At 31.5% G+C, this 18343-nt stretch carries 16 protein-coding genes; all 16 read left to right on the top strand.

All coding sequences use genetic code 11. From position 1 onward, the window contains the following. Window positions 1–388: 388 nt before the first annotated feature. The 16 genes from F9279_RS09125 (at window position 389) to F9279_RS09195 (ending at window position 18283) form a co-directional block, all read left to right on the top strand. On the top strand, window positions 389–835 hold the full coding sequence (locus F9279_RS09125) for a hypothetical protein (RefSeq protein WP_016205275.1): 447 nt from the start codon (window positions 389–391) through the stop codon (window positions 833–835). Next, entirely contained in the window at window positions 828–1442 is a 615-nt protein-coding gene (locus F9279_RS09130; protein WP_016205276.1) for a hypothetical protein, read from the top strand. The genes F9279_RS09125 and F9279_RS09130 overlap by 8 nt, the downstream gene beginning before the upstream one ends. 740 nt (window positions 1443–2182) lie before the next feature. Continuing rightward, the gene (locus F9279_RS09135) at window positions 2183–3025 is read left to right on the top strand and encodes a polymorphic toxin type 44 domain-containing protein (RefSeq protein WP_053215730.1); all 843 of its coding nucleotides are present in this window, start codon (window positions 2183–2185) and stop codon (window positions 3023–3025) included. A gap of 591 nt (window positions 3026–3616) precedes the next feature. Further along, on the top strand, window positions 3617–5083 hold the full coding sequence (locus F9279_RS09140) for a hypothetical protein (protein WP_016205138.1): 1467 nt from the start codon (window positions 3617–3619) through the stop codon (window positions 5081–5083). Continuing rightward, window positions 5080–5829 carry a hypothetical protein gene (locus F9279_RS09145; protein ID WP_016205137.1) on the top strand — a complete coding sequence of 250 codons (750 nt, stop codon included), beginning with the start codon at window positions 5080–5082 and terminating at the stop codon, window positions 5827–5829. The genes F9279_RS09140 and F9279_RS09145 overlap by 4 nt, the downstream gene beginning before the upstream one ends. A gap of 15 nt (window positions 5830–5844) precedes the next feature. Then, window positions 5845–6999: a ParA family protein gene (locus F9279_RS09150; protein WP_016205136.1), complete on the top strand. Its 1155-nt coding sequence runs from the start codon at window positions 5845–5847 to the stop codon at window positions 6997–6999. Between the two features lie 15 nt (window positions 7000–7014). After that, a complete protein-coding gene (locus F9279_RS09155; protein ID WP_016205135.1) occupies window positions 7015–8553 on the top strand; it encodes an ATPase, T2SS/T4P/T4SS family in 1539 nt (512 codons plus the stop codon). Beyond that, entirely contained in the window at window positions 8546–9526 is a 981-nt protein-coding gene (locus F9279_RS09160; protein ID WP_152112365.1) for a hypothetical protein, read from the top strand. Before F9279_RS09155 ends, F9279_RS09160 begins: the two co-directional genes overlap by 8 nt. 22 nt (window positions 9527–9548) lie before the next feature. Beyond that, on the top strand, window positions 9549–10457 hold the full coding sequence (locus F9279_RS09165; protein WP_016205133.1) for a hypothetical protein: 909 nt from the start codon (window positions 9549–9551) through the stop codon (window positions 10455–10457). 194 nt (window positions 10458–10651) lie between these two features. Beyond that, window positions 10652–10807: a hypothetical protein gene (locus F9279_RS25130; RefSeq protein WP_193224519.1), complete on the top strand. Its 156-nt coding sequence runs from the start codon at window positions 10652–10654 to the stop codon at window positions 10805–10807. Between the two features lie 16 nt (window positions 10808–10823). Beyond that, window positions 10824–11000, top strand: a complete 177-nt coding sequence (locus F9279_RS25135) for a hypothetical protein (protein WP_162837589.1) — start codon at window positions 10824–10826, stop codon at window positions 10998–11000. Window positions 11001–11064: 64 nt separating this feature from the next. Next, on the top strand, window positions 11065–11436 hold the full coding sequence (locus F9279_RS09170; RefSeq protein WP_016205132.1) for a hypothetical protein: 372 nt from the start codon (window positions 11065–11067) through the stop codon (window positions 11434–11436). Window positions 11437–11445: 9 nt separating this feature from the next. Next, window positions 11446–11946, top strand: coding sequence for a hypothetical protein (locus F9279_RS09175; protein WP_016205131.1), 501 nt, complete (start codon window positions 11446–11448; stop codon window positions 11944–11946). Window positions 11947–12287: 341 nt separating this feature from the next. Continuing rightward, a complete protein-coding gene (locus tag F9279_RS25140; RefSeq protein ID WP_016205130.1) occupies window positions 12288–13334 on the top strand; it encodes a hypothetical protein in 1047 nt (348 codons plus the stop codon). 179 nt (window positions 13335–13513) lie between these two features. Next, a complete protein-coding gene (locus tag F9279_RS09190) occupies window positions 13514–17623 on the top strand; it encodes a PKD domain-containing protein (RefSeq protein WP_152112366.1) in 4110 nt (1369 codons plus the stop codon). Window positions 17624–17986: 363 nt separating this feature from the next. Beyond that, window positions 17987–18283 carry a hypothetical protein gene (locus tag F9279_RS09195; protein WP_016205128.1) on the top strand — a complete coding sequence of 99 codons (297 nt, stop codon included), beginning with the start codon at window positions 17987–17989 and terminating at the stop codon, window positions 18281–18283. The last annotated feature ends 60 nt before the right edge of the window (window positions 18284–18343 follow it).

An 18343-nucleotide genomic window follows, 5' to 3' on the forward strand; every position in this document is an offset into this window, starting at 1 on the left:
ATTATATATCATTATTAAAATGCTGTAAGTATCATAAAAGAACAAATTACCTTAAAAGAGATGAACTTTTAATTATGTATAGCGGCCCTTATCCAGAACCGCTATTTTTTTATTTTTACTTTCTTAACTGCTGCTGATTTTTTCCCTAGCTCTCCAAACTGTTTTAAAACTTCCTTAGATACAGGACTAATTACAGTGTTTTTTTTTGCCATATAAAAAGCTCCTTTTATATAAAATTATTCGTCTATTTAAAGTTTGTCCAAAATTCTAGTTTCTATACGTTCTAAACCTCTCCTCCTCCTCATACTCTATCAATATAACAATTTGGCATACTGACACTGAGATAAAGTAGGGCAAAACAAAAAAAGAAGAGGGGGAAGAGAGGGCTATGGATGGAAGGAAGCCATTAAATCCTATTTTTAACAACAATCATAAAAAGAAAGAAGATCCATTACTAATAAGGAATGTTCGGAAAATACCAATAACAAAAGATGAGGGACGCAAAACGAGGATAGATAAAAAAAAGGATGTTAAGATTCCTCTTTCAGATGAAGAAAGAAAACTCATTAAAAGATTGGCAAATAGGAGAGGACTACAACCAACACCTTTTTGTTCACTCTTAGTAAAAAAAGCTCTAACAGAATATAAAGATGCCCAAATTTTTGATGACTCCTATGACCCAAAAGGCAAGCCTTATCCTGCTAAATTAGAAGTTTACTATCATGACCTACTCTTTGATAAGACAGTTGAATGGGATTGTAGCCTTAAAGAAGCAGCATACCGCCTATTGAAATTCATGTTAATAAAAGAAAGAGATGGTCATTTATATGGCTAAATCAAATAAACCAATATATCCTGTTTATGAAGAGGAACTTAATGAGTTATCGTATCGACCAGATGGATTTTTTGACAGATTATTAAACTTTTCATTAAATAAATTAACTAACCCAGTTAAACTTCCTTATTCCTTTTTCATCCCTGTTTCTGAATATTTGAGAGGGGAGTTATTTTGTGAAGATGTCGCGGAGGCAATGGGAAATTATGAATTTACCCAACGAGATCTTATAAGTATTTTAGTCGATGACTTTCTATTTCAAGTTAAAGATAGGAACAATCCTTACGACTTATATCATGAATTAAAACAGAGAAATGATTATTTTGTAAAAATATATAGTTATTCGGAAGATAAGCATCAACCTCTTACTTTTGCTAAACCAAATAAAACAACCAAAACAAAACAGATTAAATGTTCACTAAGAAGAAAAGTAGCACTTAGATTGGAGGTAATGCTATCTGATATTACAGATGTTGAACCAGAAAATGAATTTGTAGTAGAGGATATATTAAGATTACTATATCGTGATTTTATACAACAGTATAAGAAAGGTAACTTAGGAAACGTAATACCAGGTATAATTAGAAGATTGAATGCTGATAAATAAAAAGAAAAATCAGAATGGACTAACTACTTTGTTTTGCCTTACACTGATTGCAACAGTAAGGCAAAATAAACTTTCAAGATTGAAATCCTAGTAATACATGTTTATTTATAGAAAAATTATTATAATCGATATTTTGAAGGACCTATAATGAACGTCCTATGCTATTGTGTGTATTAATGACTATTGACTATAATGACGAACAAGTTAGTCTAAGAACTACATTTTATTACCAGTTAAAGACTTAAATAATTTCCCCTCAATTTCTCAAAATTTATCCCCACCTATTATCAATTATCCAACCTAAAATATTGATAATTTTCAAAAAAAATTGAAAAAACAACAAAATTTCTATATAATGGAATAGTTAGCAATAAATTTACAGTATAGAAAGGGGGGGAAATATGTCTATTAGAAAAAGATTATTTCAGTTATTATTAGTAGATTTTGTTTATTTATTGATCTATTTTATTTACATTATAAGTCCAATATATCCTGGATATTATTTATTAGGAATTATAAATATTGTCTGCTTAATAATTGGTCTAGTTTTATTTCTTATGTATTTAAAAAATGCCATAACTATAAAGAAATTTAAAAGTGTAGATATATTTTTGACTATTGGGTACTTAATTTCAATTTTTATTATGTCTTATACTTTTATTGTCTGGTTACTTTTTAGTCCAGATTGGTTCAATGGTTAGTAATCTTAAAAAATAATTTAATAGTGAGGTAATAAAGTTATGAAGAGTAATAGAATTTTTTTAACTAAATTTATAATTGTTATAGCTTGTTTATTTATTCTTACACCTACTAATATTTATGCTGCTGAACCTGACTCTTCAAATGGTGTTTTAAATGAAATTAATAATTCTATAGAAGACATATATAATGATTCAATTGATTTAAATGTTACAGCCGTTTCTTCTGATGAAGATGCTTATACACTACTTCTTAAACATAAAGATCTAGTTTCATTAAATTCCGATAAAACACTCAATGTTAATTATAATAGTTTTGTAGATGCTGAAAAATTATCGGAGAATGATCTTAATACTTTAAAGAATTTTATTGAAAAAATAAATGTACTAATTACTGAAAAAGCAATTACCGTAGACAAAGATCTTTTAATTAACTATGTTACAGATGTACCTAGGGAAATTGTTATAAGACCTATGGCGCAAATTATTAGTATTATGTCTTCAACTAGAAGTCATGCAAAATCACTTAAAAAAGTATATGACAATGCTGTATTTGGAACTAGACATCTAGTTGCTGGTTCATATTTCGCACAAAGAGTTAAACCCGGTGGAGTATGGGATTATAAAGTTCAATTAGGAACAACAACAAAGTATACAGTTTCAGATTTAAATAAATCTTTAATGACAGGTGAAGCAATTGGTAATTTTCATTATGGGTATGTTGGAAGATCTATTTTTAGTGCTACAACTTTAAAGTCTGCAGCTGGGTTAGTACAAATCGGTGTTGGAACTTCTGACATAAAATTTTACAAGAGTTTTTTCGATGATCCAAAAGATCAAGCACAAATTCAAAAAGGGATAGATAAATATAATTCTGAACATTAGAATACACTTGGAACTTTTATAAGATAAAATAATTGATTAAACAGAATAAACAGAGATACCTGTAGTTAGGACATTTTAAAAAGAATGCTAACTACAGGTATTTTTATATACATATCTATTATATTAATTAATCTTATATTTGTAATTTAACAGGTATATTTAGAATATTTCAAAATATATTATGTTAAAACAACTAATAATCTCTTATTTATTGTTAAGGAGCATTTTCTAGCTTTTTCAATATCAACTTCTAATACTTTTTTCTTATTCTTTGTAAGAGACTCCTTAAAAGAAGCTAAATATAACTTTTCATATGTAACAGAAATTGATTTAAGCGATAATTAAATTTTTCAATACTTTTTGTTAATAATTAACTTGAATGTGGAGTAGTAACATGATACTATAATTTTAAAGATTGAATCGTCGTCAATCTTTCTCTTTTAAATGTAAATGTCTTCTAGGATTCTAGAAGACTTTCATACCGAAAATACGCAAATTAATATAATGACTAACGGGAAGCACCCGAATGTAAGACAATTCTTTGTAATTGCCTTGTGTTCGGGTGTTTTTTTGTTTTAAAGGAGTTTTAGTATGACAAAGAAGGTTCTTATAGCGGTAGGTGATAAAACCTATACCAAGATTTTAATTGAGACCTTTTCAAAGTATCCTGAAGATTTCACTTTAAGTAAACAAGAAATTTTACATCGAAAATATCTCTATGAAATTGTTAAAGAAGAAACTCCTTCAATACTAATTGTGCATGATACTTATTTAGAATCCATGCAAGAAAATCAAAAAGATAAAGATATTGAGCTGTTAAGTATTATAAAACAACTCCGACTTGATTTCGACGACGCATTAAGAATTGTTTTCCTATGCGAACGATCAAGCAATGATCCGCTTCTTTCTCGACTAGTTAGTATGGGAGTACTTGATATATTCAATACCCAAAGAATAGATATTGAACAATTTATAAACCAGTTAAAAGGGAAAGTCTCATTCGCAGAAGTAGCACGTTTTATCAATAACTCTCTTAGTATCGATGGTGAAGTGATTCCCTCTCTACTGGAAGAAGATTCGGAAGAGGAATCTGTTAACGAAAATGAGAACGGTAAAACACACAAAGAAAAAAACACTAAAGAAAAAACTATCGTACAAAGAATCGTTCAAAAAAATGTCATAAAAAGGGAATACTCAATTCACGTACATAATGCACCCAGTGAAAAAGTAGTAGGTGTTCCAGTTAGGAAGAAAACTATCCTTGTAGGTAGCTTTTACCAACGCAATGGTACAACATTTATTTCACATATATTAGCTCGTAGCATAGCAAATTACCAAGTTAGCACATTATATGTGGAAGATCCCTTGCTAAATCCCTATACATATGACCGTTTTTATGGCCATGAATTTGCTCCAAATTACGTAAATAAGTGGAGTGCACAACAAGAGAATACTTCAGATATTCAAACAGAGTGGTTTCGTGATGGTGTTGAACTTATATGTCATAATCCCACTTTAAGTGAGGAACCAGTAGGAATTAGCTTTGAGGATTATATAAAGTTACTCTACACTAATTCATCACTTGTAACGATTATTGATGTTGGTAGCAACTTAGACAATGAGGTAGTCACTGATTTATTAGAGATAGCAGATCATCTATTCATTGTTCTTGACTCAGATGTCACCCAACTTCAAGGGCTTGGTGAAAATCCACTATTCTCTAGCCTTATCGAATCTGAGAAAACACATATCATTGGTAATCGTTTCAATGAAAAAATAAAGAAAAATCCCTTAATTCAAGATTTATTTAAAGATAAATTAATCTCTATAATTCCCTCTTTTGAAGATGAAGATGTATATGAAGCACAGTATCAAGGGATATTCCTTAACGACTATAAGGATTATAAAAGCAAAGTAAATGAACTTTTGGTACCTATATTAGAACTTTTACTTCCTAATAAACTCTTGAAAACTAAAGCAAGCGGGATATTAAACAAACTCTTCAATAGAAAAATTAAGATAGAAAAAACGAATCCAGGAGGTAATCAAAACGAATGAATTTCTTTAAAAGACCTTCCATCAAAATAATCAGCGGTCTATTGGTAGGTGTATCAGCTATCGGTTTAACCTTATTCTATGATCAATTTTTACGAGTACGAATTGATTCAACAGAGGTTGTAGTGATTAAGCCCTCTTCTGAAATATTAAAAAATGAACCTATTACAGAAGATAAGATACTGATAGAACGTAGACCTAAACAAACTTTAATGAATGACGTCATCCTACCTGCAGAAGTGGATGAAATTATTGGATTAGATGCTAATCAAATTATCCAAGGGAATTCACTTCTTAGTAAAACAATGATAGATTACGACGAACTTTTACCAAATGAAGAGGAAGGCGAAGCTATTCGCCCTATAACGAAAGAAATGATTTATGCAATGCCTGGTTCTTTAAGAAGAAAAGATACCGTTAATATTTATTTGATTTATAACGATGGAACTACAAATTTAAATAAAAATGGTCCATCTACTACTAGCTCTGAGGATACAAAAGAACAGATCGAAAAAATATCTAATTCAATGGAAAGTGAACCGTTCTTAAAATCAATAAAGGTTGTTTATGTAAAAGATTCGAGTAATAAAGAGGTAATCTCATCATCAGAAAACAACAAAGAGGATAAACGACTTAATGCTACTTCAAGCATAAGTGATTTGGAGATTATTTTAAATGAAGAGGACTTTAAAAAGTTAATGAACGAAGTGCTCGGTAAAGGAGCAAAATTATATATAACTTATCAATAGGGAGAAGGACATGTAATGGAAATATTAATTTTTAGTCAAAACTCTATCTACAAAGAACTAATTGACAAAATGGACAACCTCCATGCTCATATGGGCAATATTGATTATTCAAATAAGGAAAAAATGGATGCTGTTTTATTAGATGGAGATTCATTTGACATCAATAACATAGGAGTAGTTAGAGAGAAATATCCCTCTATTCCCATGTATTTTAAGCCTAGTCAAATCAAGAGCGAACAATTTACTAAGACAATTACAAGACTATGTGCAGCATATAAAGTAACCCTTATTCATGAATATTCTACAGAACTTCAAGTAGTTGAATACTGTATCAATAACCTAACGAATAAAGATGATTATTTATCAAAGAGAATCATTGGCATATTTGGCACACATAATGGTGCTGGTGTTTCCTCTACTACTTTAAATTTAGGAAGAGCATTATCACTCAAAGTAAAAGAAAAGGTTTTAGTTTTGAGTTTAAATAGTTGGGATCCAGCCGATTATTTTTACTTGTATCAGGGTCAATATTTAAATGATTTGAAAGTAGATCTCAATGTCAAAAATTTAACGATAAACAGGTTATCCGAAGCTATTTATTATCATGATTCCTTTTATCATTTGGCCGGCAACCGCGATATTAAAATGCAAAGATTTTATAAACCTTATGAAATTGAACATTTGATTCAAACAGCTCAACAGTTATTTGATGTAATTTTAATCGATTCGGGCACTCACTTTGATTCTGCACTTGCAGCACAAGCTTACTTAAGTAGTAATATGAAATTTCTTGTTACTAATCAAGAAGAGAAAGGCTATAGAGGATATTATCCTTATCTATACCAACAAATAATTGAACCTTCTGGTGGGAAAAATGATGATTTTATGCTTGTTATCAATAAATTCCAACCTGCGAATGCATTAATAAGCGAAAAAAAACTTGAGGAAGAACTAAATATGAATCGAGTTGTCACAATACCAGATATGAAGGAGCTAGGATCCATTGCTACTTTTGAGAAAAAATTACTATACGATTTTTCAGATAGTAGCTATAACAAGCCAATAGATGTTTTAGCCAATGTCATAATTGCTGAAGCTAAATTAACAGAAAAAGAAGATATGAAGACGCACAAAGATAAAAAAGGATTTTTATCTATATTTAACCGGTAAAATGGAGGCGAAAAAATGACTTCAAATGCAGCTAAAAATGATACAGAACAATCATTAGGATTAGAAAGTGAGTTTGAGCCTTCCCAATGGTTATCTAAAACTATTGAGGAAAAAGGGTTAAAAAAAGATTTTGTAACTACCTATGAAAGAAAAAAGACATTTCGTTTAATTTGTAACCAAGTTAAAGAAGAGCTACAAAGTATCATAATAGCTGAATCTGTAGAAAATGATCAATCTTCCTCTTTAATAAACGAAGATTCAAATAGTGATGATGTTTGGTTAAACAGACAGCACCAAGCAGTTATTGGTGACAAACAAGCTATATCTTACTTTATAACAAAAATAAACGAAGTCTTACAAAAAGAGAATATTACGTCCGATGAATATCCCTCTTTTTATGATTCTTTACCAGAAGCTATTTTCCATGAAGTATGGGGCGTAAGTATTCTACATAAATGGGATAAGGAACCTAATAGTGAATCAGCTGTTATCAGAGGGACAGAATTATGGATCGATAAAAATGGTTATTTTCAAAAACAACCAGAAGAATTTGAAAGTACAGCAGTCGTAAATCGTATAAAAAAAGCTTTTCAAATAAGAACAAAAGAAGCACTGATTAATGAGCAGCAACCAGAACTGGAAATAGAACGAGAAGATGGTTCGCGAATCACCATGATGATGAATCCTAGAACTAAACTAGACATTATAGTATTTAGACGATTCGTAATTAAAAATAACAGTTTAGAAGAACAAGCAAGATTAGGAACAATCCCACAAGATGATGTTCCTTTTTATCGAGCCTTATCAAGAAGCATGGCTAACACCATTTTTGCTGGAAGAGTTCGATCTGCAAAAACAACTTTTATGAAGTCTATGATACGCGAAAGACCACCTGAATACACAATTGCAGTATTAGAAAAACATTTTGAATTAAATCTAACCGAGGATTTAAAAGATCGTTTAATTTATGAAGTTCAGGCCACAGAAGGAGACCTACATCATGCCGTACCAAGACTTCTTCGTATGGAACATGACTATATTACTGTTGGGGAAATTCGTTCTCTAGAAACTGAGGGGTACTTACAAGCTTGTGAAAGAGGAGAACGCGGTGCATTTTCTACTTACCATTTAACAGCCGTTAAAAATATCGTTGCTCAGATTACCCGACATTTATTAGATGAATTTCCCAATCGGAAATTTGATAACGAACAAGAGAGGGTAGCGAGAAATATTGACTTGGTCATTTCCCTGAGCGCGGAAAGAGATAGAAGAAAGAAAAGGGTTATCGGTGTAACAGAAATTATATGGGATGAAATCGAAAAAAAACCAAAAGAACAAGATCTCGTTCGCTACCACCCAATAAGCAGACAATACTATTATTCTTCTAACATAAGTAAGGAACTTTTATATCTAATGGCTGAAGAAAGTGTAGAGGATACTAAAATTCTATTAAATCATCTAAAGAAGAAAGAAAAACTTTTTCCAATGAGCGAATACGAGAGACAAAAGGATAATATTCTTAATGATTTATTAGATGGTGCTTTAAATGAATAATTTTCAATGGCTTTGGCAATCTGGTATCAATTACGTTCTCTATTCCATCGTAATCGTTTCTGGGCTTTATATTTCCTATCAGATTATGATGGATTCAGTCAAAATAAAGTATCAAGAAGTTAATTATAAGTATCGAATAAGAAGAATCAAAAGTGGTAATGCTTCACCTGAATCGCATACTTATAAGCACCCTTTTTTTAAACACATAAGCTTATTAATAAGAACTACAAGTAATCATCGTAGTGACAATGATACTGGAGTATTTCTCCTATTCACCTCATTACTTGGTTTGACTAGTTTCGCTTTTATCTATTATTTAATAAAAGATTTTGTTATCGCCCTACTATTCGGGTTACTTCTGATGACCGTACCATATTTAATGTTAAGGATAAAATTAAACAAATTGAGATATGTCATGAGTACAGAATTTCTAAGTATGGTTCAGAAACTAACCCAAGCCTATAGTGTTAATAAATATGATATTTATTACGCTTTAAGTGCCATGCAAAACGAAATACAGAATAAAAGTTTAAGAAAAGTAACAGTTCGCTTAATTACTGATCTTCAGTTATCTCGAAATGAACAAGAATTGAGAGATAGCATTCAAGTTTTCACTTATACAACTGGAACCAATTGGTCAAAAAGATTAGGAAGTATTATTTTAAAAGGCTATAAGTATAAAGAAAACGTATTACATTCCCTCTTAGTTCTAACAAAACAAATAGAGGATACAGAAGAAATGTTAGAAGAAGAACAATCTCTAACTGTTGAATCTATTTATGATGGATTCCTAACGGTTCCATTGTTTATTGGCTCACTATTATTAGGTTATTTTACAAGTGGAGCACAGGATTGGTTTAAGCTTCAATTTGGAGAAAAATGGACATTATTTACCTTTTGCCTTTCCGTAGTAGGGACTGTTTTTTCACTTATAATTTCAATTTATTTAAAACATCCTAAAAACGACCTATAACAAGGAAAGGAGTAAAATTTTTATGGAATCAGAAGTTCTATTATTTAAATACATAGATGTATTTAAATACTTAGTTGTGATTGTTCTGTCTTTTACTTCAGGATATTTAGTGTATTTGGGAATGAACTCAACATCTGAACGAATGCAACACCGTTTACGGTTCAAAAGCAATTTACAAAAAAATAAGAACTCTATTTTAGGACTTGCTAAAAATTCTAAAGCCGAGGAATGGTTTAAACAAGCAAAGTATCCATTAGGACTAAATGGTATTAAATACTATTTAATTCTATATTCAGTAACAGCATTTTTAGTTCTTTATTACATAGTTTTTCCGGTTTTATTAGGGAATATGGATTATCTTGCACCAAAGGCTGCTGTTATATTACTTCTATTTGTTTTCGCTCTTCCTAGTAATCCTATTTCGTTATTTGTTTATATCATGAAAAGAACCATTGACTATCAAACATCGAAATTACATTCAGAGATTTTTATGCTCTATGATTTAATCATTAACGAAATAGAAATGATGACTGTCCATCGTCTTAATACTTATAGTATTTTGCAAAATATAAAGCCATTTTTCTATTTGCTACAAAAACCGTTAACGGAATTACTAAGTTCATGGACTAGTGATGGACCAAGTAAAGCATTAGAACAATTTTCTAAACACTTAGATTCTAAACCCAGCGAGGCGCTAATCGGAGTTTTACAAAATCTAGACAGTATGAAAAGAGAGACCGCACTTGAACAGTTAAATGGAATGCATGGAACATTTGCAAAAAAACAAGTTGAAAATTACAGAAGAAAAAGAAAAATAACAACAGATCTATTAAAAATTCCTATCAAAGCTACACATTTTATTCATATATTAAACTTTGTACTTGTAGTAGTAATGATGGTAATAGCTATATTAGATAAATCACAAATGTAAAGGTGGAATCTATTATTCTTTTAAGGAGGTGACCAACAATAAATACGTCGCTAAGTACTTTCATGAAAGTCGCCATTACAGCCATTGTGATAAGTACATTTATTTTTGTAGCTTTGTATCAGGAATTATCTGGTTTCTCTGATTCTATGGCTCTATATACTGCAAAAAGCGGTGGATAACGAGGGGATATTATTATGAATAAATCACTATTAACATTTATGATGATGGCAGCAATTGTATCCATTATGACTTATTTAATTTTAGGAACCTCATTTAATGCTTATAAAGCAAAAAACAATCAGTATCAAGATATGCTACAAAATGAACATCAAATAAAAATCAAATTGTAAAAGGGGAATTTTAAAAATGAACACAACTTTAGCTCAATTCTTGAAAATCGGACTTACAGTAGTAACAATTAGCGCATTCTTATTCTTCATCGGATACAATCTAGTAGGTTCAAATACTACTACTTATTCCGCAAAAATTAACGGAGCACAAAGCAACCTTCCTACTGGTGCTGGTGTATCTAGTAATAATTAAAAGATCAACATTTACAGTCAAAGGAGTTTACCGCTCCTTTGATTTTTTCAAAGGGGTGTTCTAAATGGCAAGAACGTTAGCCGAATGGATGGTATTGTTTATCACAGTAAACCTTATATTCACACCAATATTAGCATCAATTGATAGTATGCATCGTGAAGCAATTGAAGTTACTTTAACTGAAGGAGCAAAAAAAGCATCTATTGAAGGCAGATTAACACCAGAAATTATTAAGGAAATGAAAAAAACTCTAGTAGAGGGTTATAACTTTGACGAATCTAAAATTATCATCACAGGAACATCTAAATTAACCCCTCGAAACGAATATATAGAAGCTACTATTGAAGTGCCACGAACTTTTATATTTATTCTTAATATATTCAACCAAGGTCCTAGAACTATTTCAAAAAGCACCAAAATCTTAAGCGAATATTAGGAGTATATAATGAGTACAACATTAAGAACTTTATTATTTGCACTACTTTTTGCATTAATTATGCAATTACAGCTTAATTTAGATACAGACAAAACCGCTTCTAGACAATTAAAGAACTCTTTAGAATTAGCAGTTCATGATGCTGGTCTTGCGATTAATCCAGCTGCATTATCTGAAGGAAAGATAATCTTTGATAAAGAAAAATCATTAGAAAATCTTAAAAATAGTTTAAATAATAATTTAAAACTTAAAAGTTCTCAGGGCTATGTTTATACACCTACCGCAAACTCTTTTTTTCAGAAAGAATTGTACTTAGTTCATCTAGAATTTATTGATGATAGTATATCCAGGACCTATCCGTTTGTATATTATAACGATAACTACCAGGTATTCGAAAACGTAGAAGGTCCTTGTGTAATTGCCATTGTAACTACTGAAAGCCCCCGCTGGTTCAAAGGAGATCTTGCAATGATACGACAAGCAGCGGTTTATGAGTATAAAAATAAATAACAGGATAAAAGAACCATGCTAATTGTATGGTTTTTTCTTTTAATATTCCAAAATTATCCGATATAAACAGTGAACATGGTTAAAACAACCAATTTTTTTTACTTTTATAATGAAATTATCTTAAGAACCGGGTATAATTAAGGCATATCAATACTATTTTTTATTTTTTGTGCCATCAATGGCTATTCGATTAATGAAAAAAGATGCGGTTCTTTGGGACTATGTTTTAGAAGTTGATTAGGGTGATTATACTCTGATCCATTAAAACGTCCCATTGGATCGCTTTTTTTCGTTTATAAAGGACAAAAAATAAAGTAAAAAAATTGAGAGGGGAAATTTATATGAAAAGAGTAATAACGTTATTAACATTAATACTAATTTTAGGAGTATTAAAACCAGTGCATTTGCTTGCAGATGAGTTACCTTTAGCATCCTGTAGCATGACAATTAATTCAGATAAGGCTACACAAGCTAACCCAGCAAATGCAAGTGGATTATGCAGAGATATAGTGTATGGATATTATGCAAAGGCTGCAGATACTTTTAATATTTTTGGTGGGGTTCATCAATCTGTAACAAAAAGTGGTCAAAAGTTTATAGTACCCGTTTTTTCAGATAAACACACTCATGCAGAATTAACGGTTTATATTAACAGGGTTGCTACTAAGCCAACTCCTAAACCTACACCGAAGCCTGAGCCAAAGCCCGAACCTAAACCTACACCAAAGCCTGAGCCTAAACCAGACCCTAAACCTGCACCAAAGCCTAAACCAGAGTCCAAACCGGTTACACAACCGAATTCTGATAATAAAGCAACAAAACCTTCTACTTCTACAGGTAGTAAAAATTCAAGCAATACCAATACTAGTAAAAATAACTCAACTAATACTTCAAAATCGAGTTCTAGTAAAAGCAACTCAACTAATCTATCAAAATCAAGTGGAACAAGCAATAATTCAGAAAGTAAAAAAACAAACAGCAGTTCTTCTTCCAATAGTTCATCAAAATCAAGTCAAAGTAGTTCTTCCGATAGAAGCAATAACGAGGAAAATAAAGTTGTTGCCTCTGTAACAAAGATAAAGGAAGGAAGTAATACATCTACTGATAAAAATGATAATAAAACAAAAGAAAGCACAATGGAAACTGAGCAGAAAAAAGAAAGTTCTGATAAAAACGACCCTTCTACTGAAAACAAGGAAGATAACATGGATACCAATATTACAAATGAAAACAATGATAATATTAAAGAAGAAGCAACTCGTTCTTCAATTCTAGATGAAGATGAGTCTAAATCTAGTAAACTCCCAATAATTATTTCGGTAGTAGGAGTACTAATTATCGGAGCTGCAGTAATCTTCATTATTAGAAAGAAAAAATTAAAAATTTAAAATTGTTATTTATTGATTCCCCATTTAATTTGCTTTAAAATATTTAATATAAACTTTTATATTAAATGGGAACGACCCAAGACGAAGTAGTTTAATAAACTGCTTTAGTTTTGGGTCGTTTTTTATTATTAGGAGGTGAAATGTTAATTTTTTTACAAAGAATAGAAAGCGGGATTTAAATGAGAAATGCAAAGATTTTTTTTCTGATTCCTATTTTATTTTTTTTATTTTTACTTTTTATTCAAGAGCATCATGCTCACGCAAGTACTGGTGATGAAGATATATATAATGTTTCATCAACGGTTAAGAATAATTGGAATAACCTAATGGGATCAAAAGATTTCACTATGACTAGTGGAAGAAAAATAGTTTACGATGTATATTCAGACAAGTTTGTTACAAATGGTTATCAAGTTACAACAAAAAATTTTGGGAAAGGTAGTCAAAAATATATTAGATTTTCGGGTTGGTCAGTATTATTTGGACATCGTGAACATACCTCTTCTAACCAAGATACGTATATAGTTGCTAGAAAATCATCTGGTGATAGTGGTATCGGCACAGTAAAAATTTATAAAACAGTTCAAGGAAGTTTAGATGCAACTGAGGATCTAGAATATAATAATCAAGGGGCTGGCATATGGAACCAATGTCCATCTAGTGCAACAAATAGATGGAACGATGATTGCAATATGAAATATCAAGATGTAAGTTTTAATGCTTATTTACCCTTAGAAGAGCTTTTCAATAAAAAAGAAAAAGCTAATTGGGATTTATTTATCGTTAAAAAAGTGCAAAATCAAATTGTGTATACGCCACTTATTCTTCCTTTCGAATTTAGTAATAAAGCATATGAGGGAGGAAAGTTATCGCTTTCAAGTGGTACCAATACTAATACCTTAGAAATGAATGCAGAAGGTGTATTACGAAGGAAAACGCCCAGAGAAAGTGCACCCTCTGTCATTGATGAATTAGGTAATAACAGATACTTCACTCAAGGGAAAACTTATACAAAAGTCGATTTTGAAGAATCACAAACAGCTGTTTGGTATGGAGTTAGAAGTCCACATGATAGTAATAAAACCAAATGGGCAAATACCGCATATTTTACTTTTAAAGGAGATCAAGCTAAATTATCATTTCAACCAAATAGACCTCCTATTGCAAAATGGGAATGGGATCCTTCCAATAACGTCTATAATGATACAACTGTCAAAATGATAAACAATTCGTCTGATCCCGATGGCGACCCTTTAACTTACAAATGGTACAGGAAACCATATGGATCAGCTGATAGTAATTATGTTCAAATATCAACTGCTAAAACGCCATCTAGCTTTAAGATTGCAAAAGGAAAGTATACCTTTAAATTAGTAGTTTCTGATGGAAAAGAAGAGGCAGAAGCTGGACATGCTTTATATGTAAATAACAGGCCTCCTGTTGCAAAATGGGAATGGGATCCTTCCAATACTATTTATAATGATACACCAATCAAGATGGTTAATAGTTCTTCAGATCCTGACGGAGATTCTTTAACATATCGCTGGGTAAGAAAACCATATGGCAGCGCAGATAGTAATTATGTGACTGTGTCTACTGCAAAAACGCCGTCAAGTTTCACTATAGGAAAGGGAGACTACACCTTTAAACTCACTGTTTCTGATGGAGAAGATGAAAGTGTTGTCGGTCATGCCTTATATGTTATTAATAGACCTCCAATAGCTGATTTCACTTGGAATCCTAGTACCATTTACAATGATACTTCTGTTTCTTTCAGTAATAAATCTTCAGATGTCGACGGTGACTCATTAACGTATAAGTGGGAAACTCAAAAGCCTAATGAGACTACCTGGAGTACATTTTCTACTTCTAAAGACCCTCCTTATACTTTGAATAAAAAGGGCGTTTGGAAAGTTCGTTTAACTGTCTCAGATGGAGAGGCCAGCCATAATGTAACTAAAAATATTACTGTACAGAATAGAGCACCAGCTGCCGATTTTTCTTGGAGTCCTAGTACCATTTACAATGATACTTCTGTTTCCTTCAGTAATAAATCTTCAGATGCTGACGGTGACTCTCTAACGTATAAGTGGGAAACTCAAAAGCCTGATGACACTAATTGGAGTACGATTTCGACTTCTAAAAATCCCTCTTATACCCTAAATAAAAAGGGGATTTGGAAAGTTCGTCTAACTGTTTCCGATGGGGAAGCAAGCAATAATGTGACTAAAAATATTATTGTAAAAAACAGAGCGCCGAATGCTGATTTCACCTGGAGTCCTAGTACCATTTACAATGATACTTCTGTTTCCTTCAGTAATAAATCTTCAGATGCTGACGGTGACTCTCTAAGGTATAAGTGGGAAACTCAGAAACCTAATGAGACTACTTGGAGTAGCATTTCCACTTCAAAAGAACCTTCTTATACTCTAAATAAAAAGGGCGTTTGGAAAGTTCGTTTAACTGTCTCAGATGGGGAAGCTAGTCACAACGTAACTAAAAATGTTACTGTGCAGAATAGAACTCCGGTTGCTGACTTTATATGGAATCCTAGTACCATCTATAATGATACGTCCGTTTCTTTTACTAATAAATCTACGGATGCTGATAAAGATTCTCTAACGTTTAAATGGGAAGCTCAGAAGCCAAATGAGTCTACTTGGAGTACCATCTCTTCTTCTAAGGACCCTTCTTACACTTTAAATAAGAAAGGGGTTTGGAAAGTCCGATTAACGGTTTCAGACGGAGAAGCTAGTCATAATGTGACTAAAAACATTACCGTTCAAAACAGGATACCTGTAGCAGATTTCACTTGGAGTCCTAGTACTATCTATAATGATACGTCCGTTTCTTTTACTAATAAATCTACGGATGCTGATAAAGATTCTCTAACGTTTAAATGGGAAGCTCAGAAGCCAAATGAATCTACCTGGAGTACTATTTCTACTTCTAAGGACCCTTCTTACACTTTAAATAAGAAAGGGGTTTGGAAAGTCCGATTAACAGTTTCAGACGGAGAAGCTAGTCATAATGTGATTAAAAACATTACTGTTCAAAACAGGATACCTGTAGCAGATTTCACTTGGAATCCTAGTACCATCTATAATGATACGTCCGTTTCTTTTACTAATAAGTCTACCGATGCTGATAAAGATTCTTTAACGTATAAGTGGGAAGCTCAGAAGCCAAATGAATCTACCTGGAGTACTATTTCTACTTCTAAGGACCCTTCTTACACTTTAAATAAGAAAGGGGTTTGGAAAGTCCGATTAACGGTTTCAGACGGAGAAGCTAGTCACAACGTGACTAAAAATGTTACTGTTAAAAATCGAGCTCCTGTTGCGGATTTTACTTGGAACCCAACAACCATTTATAATGATACCACTGTCTCTTTCACTAACAAGTCATTTGATACAGACGGTGATCCATTAACAAATATATGGGAATATCAGGAACCAAATAAAACGACTTGGACCAAATTCTCGACTGAAAAAAATCCTAAAAATATTTTCACTAAGGTGGGAGATTATAAAATAAAATTAACTGTTACAGATGATGATGGAGCTACAGGTACAAAAGAGAAAACTCTAAAGATTACCAATAGACCACCACAAGTTACTCTTACATATACACCAAAGGATGTATATGAAGGTGATACCGTAAATGTTTGTATAAAAGTAATTGATTTAGATAAACAACCAATGACAGTTAAATTATTTTTAGAAAAGGATTATGGGAATAAACAAACCGTTTTAACAAAATCAAATATTAACTCTGGTGAAGAGGTTTGTTATGTTTTTGTTCCAGACGTAGGGAATTATGATTTTACTACCGAAGTGGATGATGGCCATGATAAAACGACTGTAGATATATCCTTTTATGCTAAACCACTAATCATAAAAGGACATGTAAATCATACAGCCGATTGGAAGAAAAAGCATGAGAAACTTGGAAATACACTAGATAAATTTTTTAGTGGTGAAAAGTTTTTACTTGAAGCAGATACTTCACCTTATGAAACTATTTATGTAAAGAGTACTTTATCCGCGGTTCAAATGGATAACAAAAATACTACCTCTCCTGTTGATTTAAATAAAGTAACTAATATATTGTATAATGGTTCGCTTTATGAAGAAAAACATCAGTACTATCCAACTATGTTGAAAGTAGGAGAAGCTAAATTTGAATTTGAAGTAAAGTATAAGAATGGAGTAATTAAAAAGGATACCGTTAAAATAAATATAATTGATAACGCATTTAACTCATCTAGATATCATCGCAAATTTTAATTAATGTGGTCAATTATAGTATGGCTTGTCATAATACCAGTATTAACAAACTATTGTTAATACTGGTTTTTTTATTTATATTGGTGTTCACGAATAATAATGTCCCTTTAAACAACTATATAGTTGTTTAATAAACAATAAAGTTATTTAAAAACGAATAGTATTCATCGTAATCTTGCCAGTTCTTCTAGAACTAACGGGGCAGGAGAGTTAAAGAAGGATTTACATATTTTTTGGTGAATATTTGAATGAACTTACTAAATTTAACAGAAGATGATGTAATCCATATGGCTAGTAAATCAGATTTATAATGAAAATTTCGCTTTTTAGAAATTATGTAGATATATGCGAAGGAGGATATACATGACTGAAATAAAAACACTTTCAATTCCAGACCCAATAACTGCCCTGCTAAATAACTATGAGATGACTATTGAAAGGTTATATATATTTAATAGGTTACTACCAGAAAGGGATACCAAAGAGAATGATTTATATCAACTAGCTGCAGAGTACTATAAAGTTTTAAAGCATGTTTCTAAAGAGCTATATAAGGATTTTTCAGTGGAATTATTACCGGTTGGAGAGTTCTTCGAAGAAATGTCCGAGAGATTGGATGACGACGAAATTCAGGAATTAATTAAACCATTCTTAGAATAAATCTTGAGTAGCAAGTCCTAAATAGTGTTTCCCTAAGTTTATTATTTTTGCTCTAGTGGT

The organism is Bacillus sp. B1-b2 (genome assembly GCF_009183415.1).
In the GTDB taxonomy this organism is placed as follows: Bacteria; Bacillota; Bacilli; order Bacillales; family Cytobacillaceae; genus Niallia.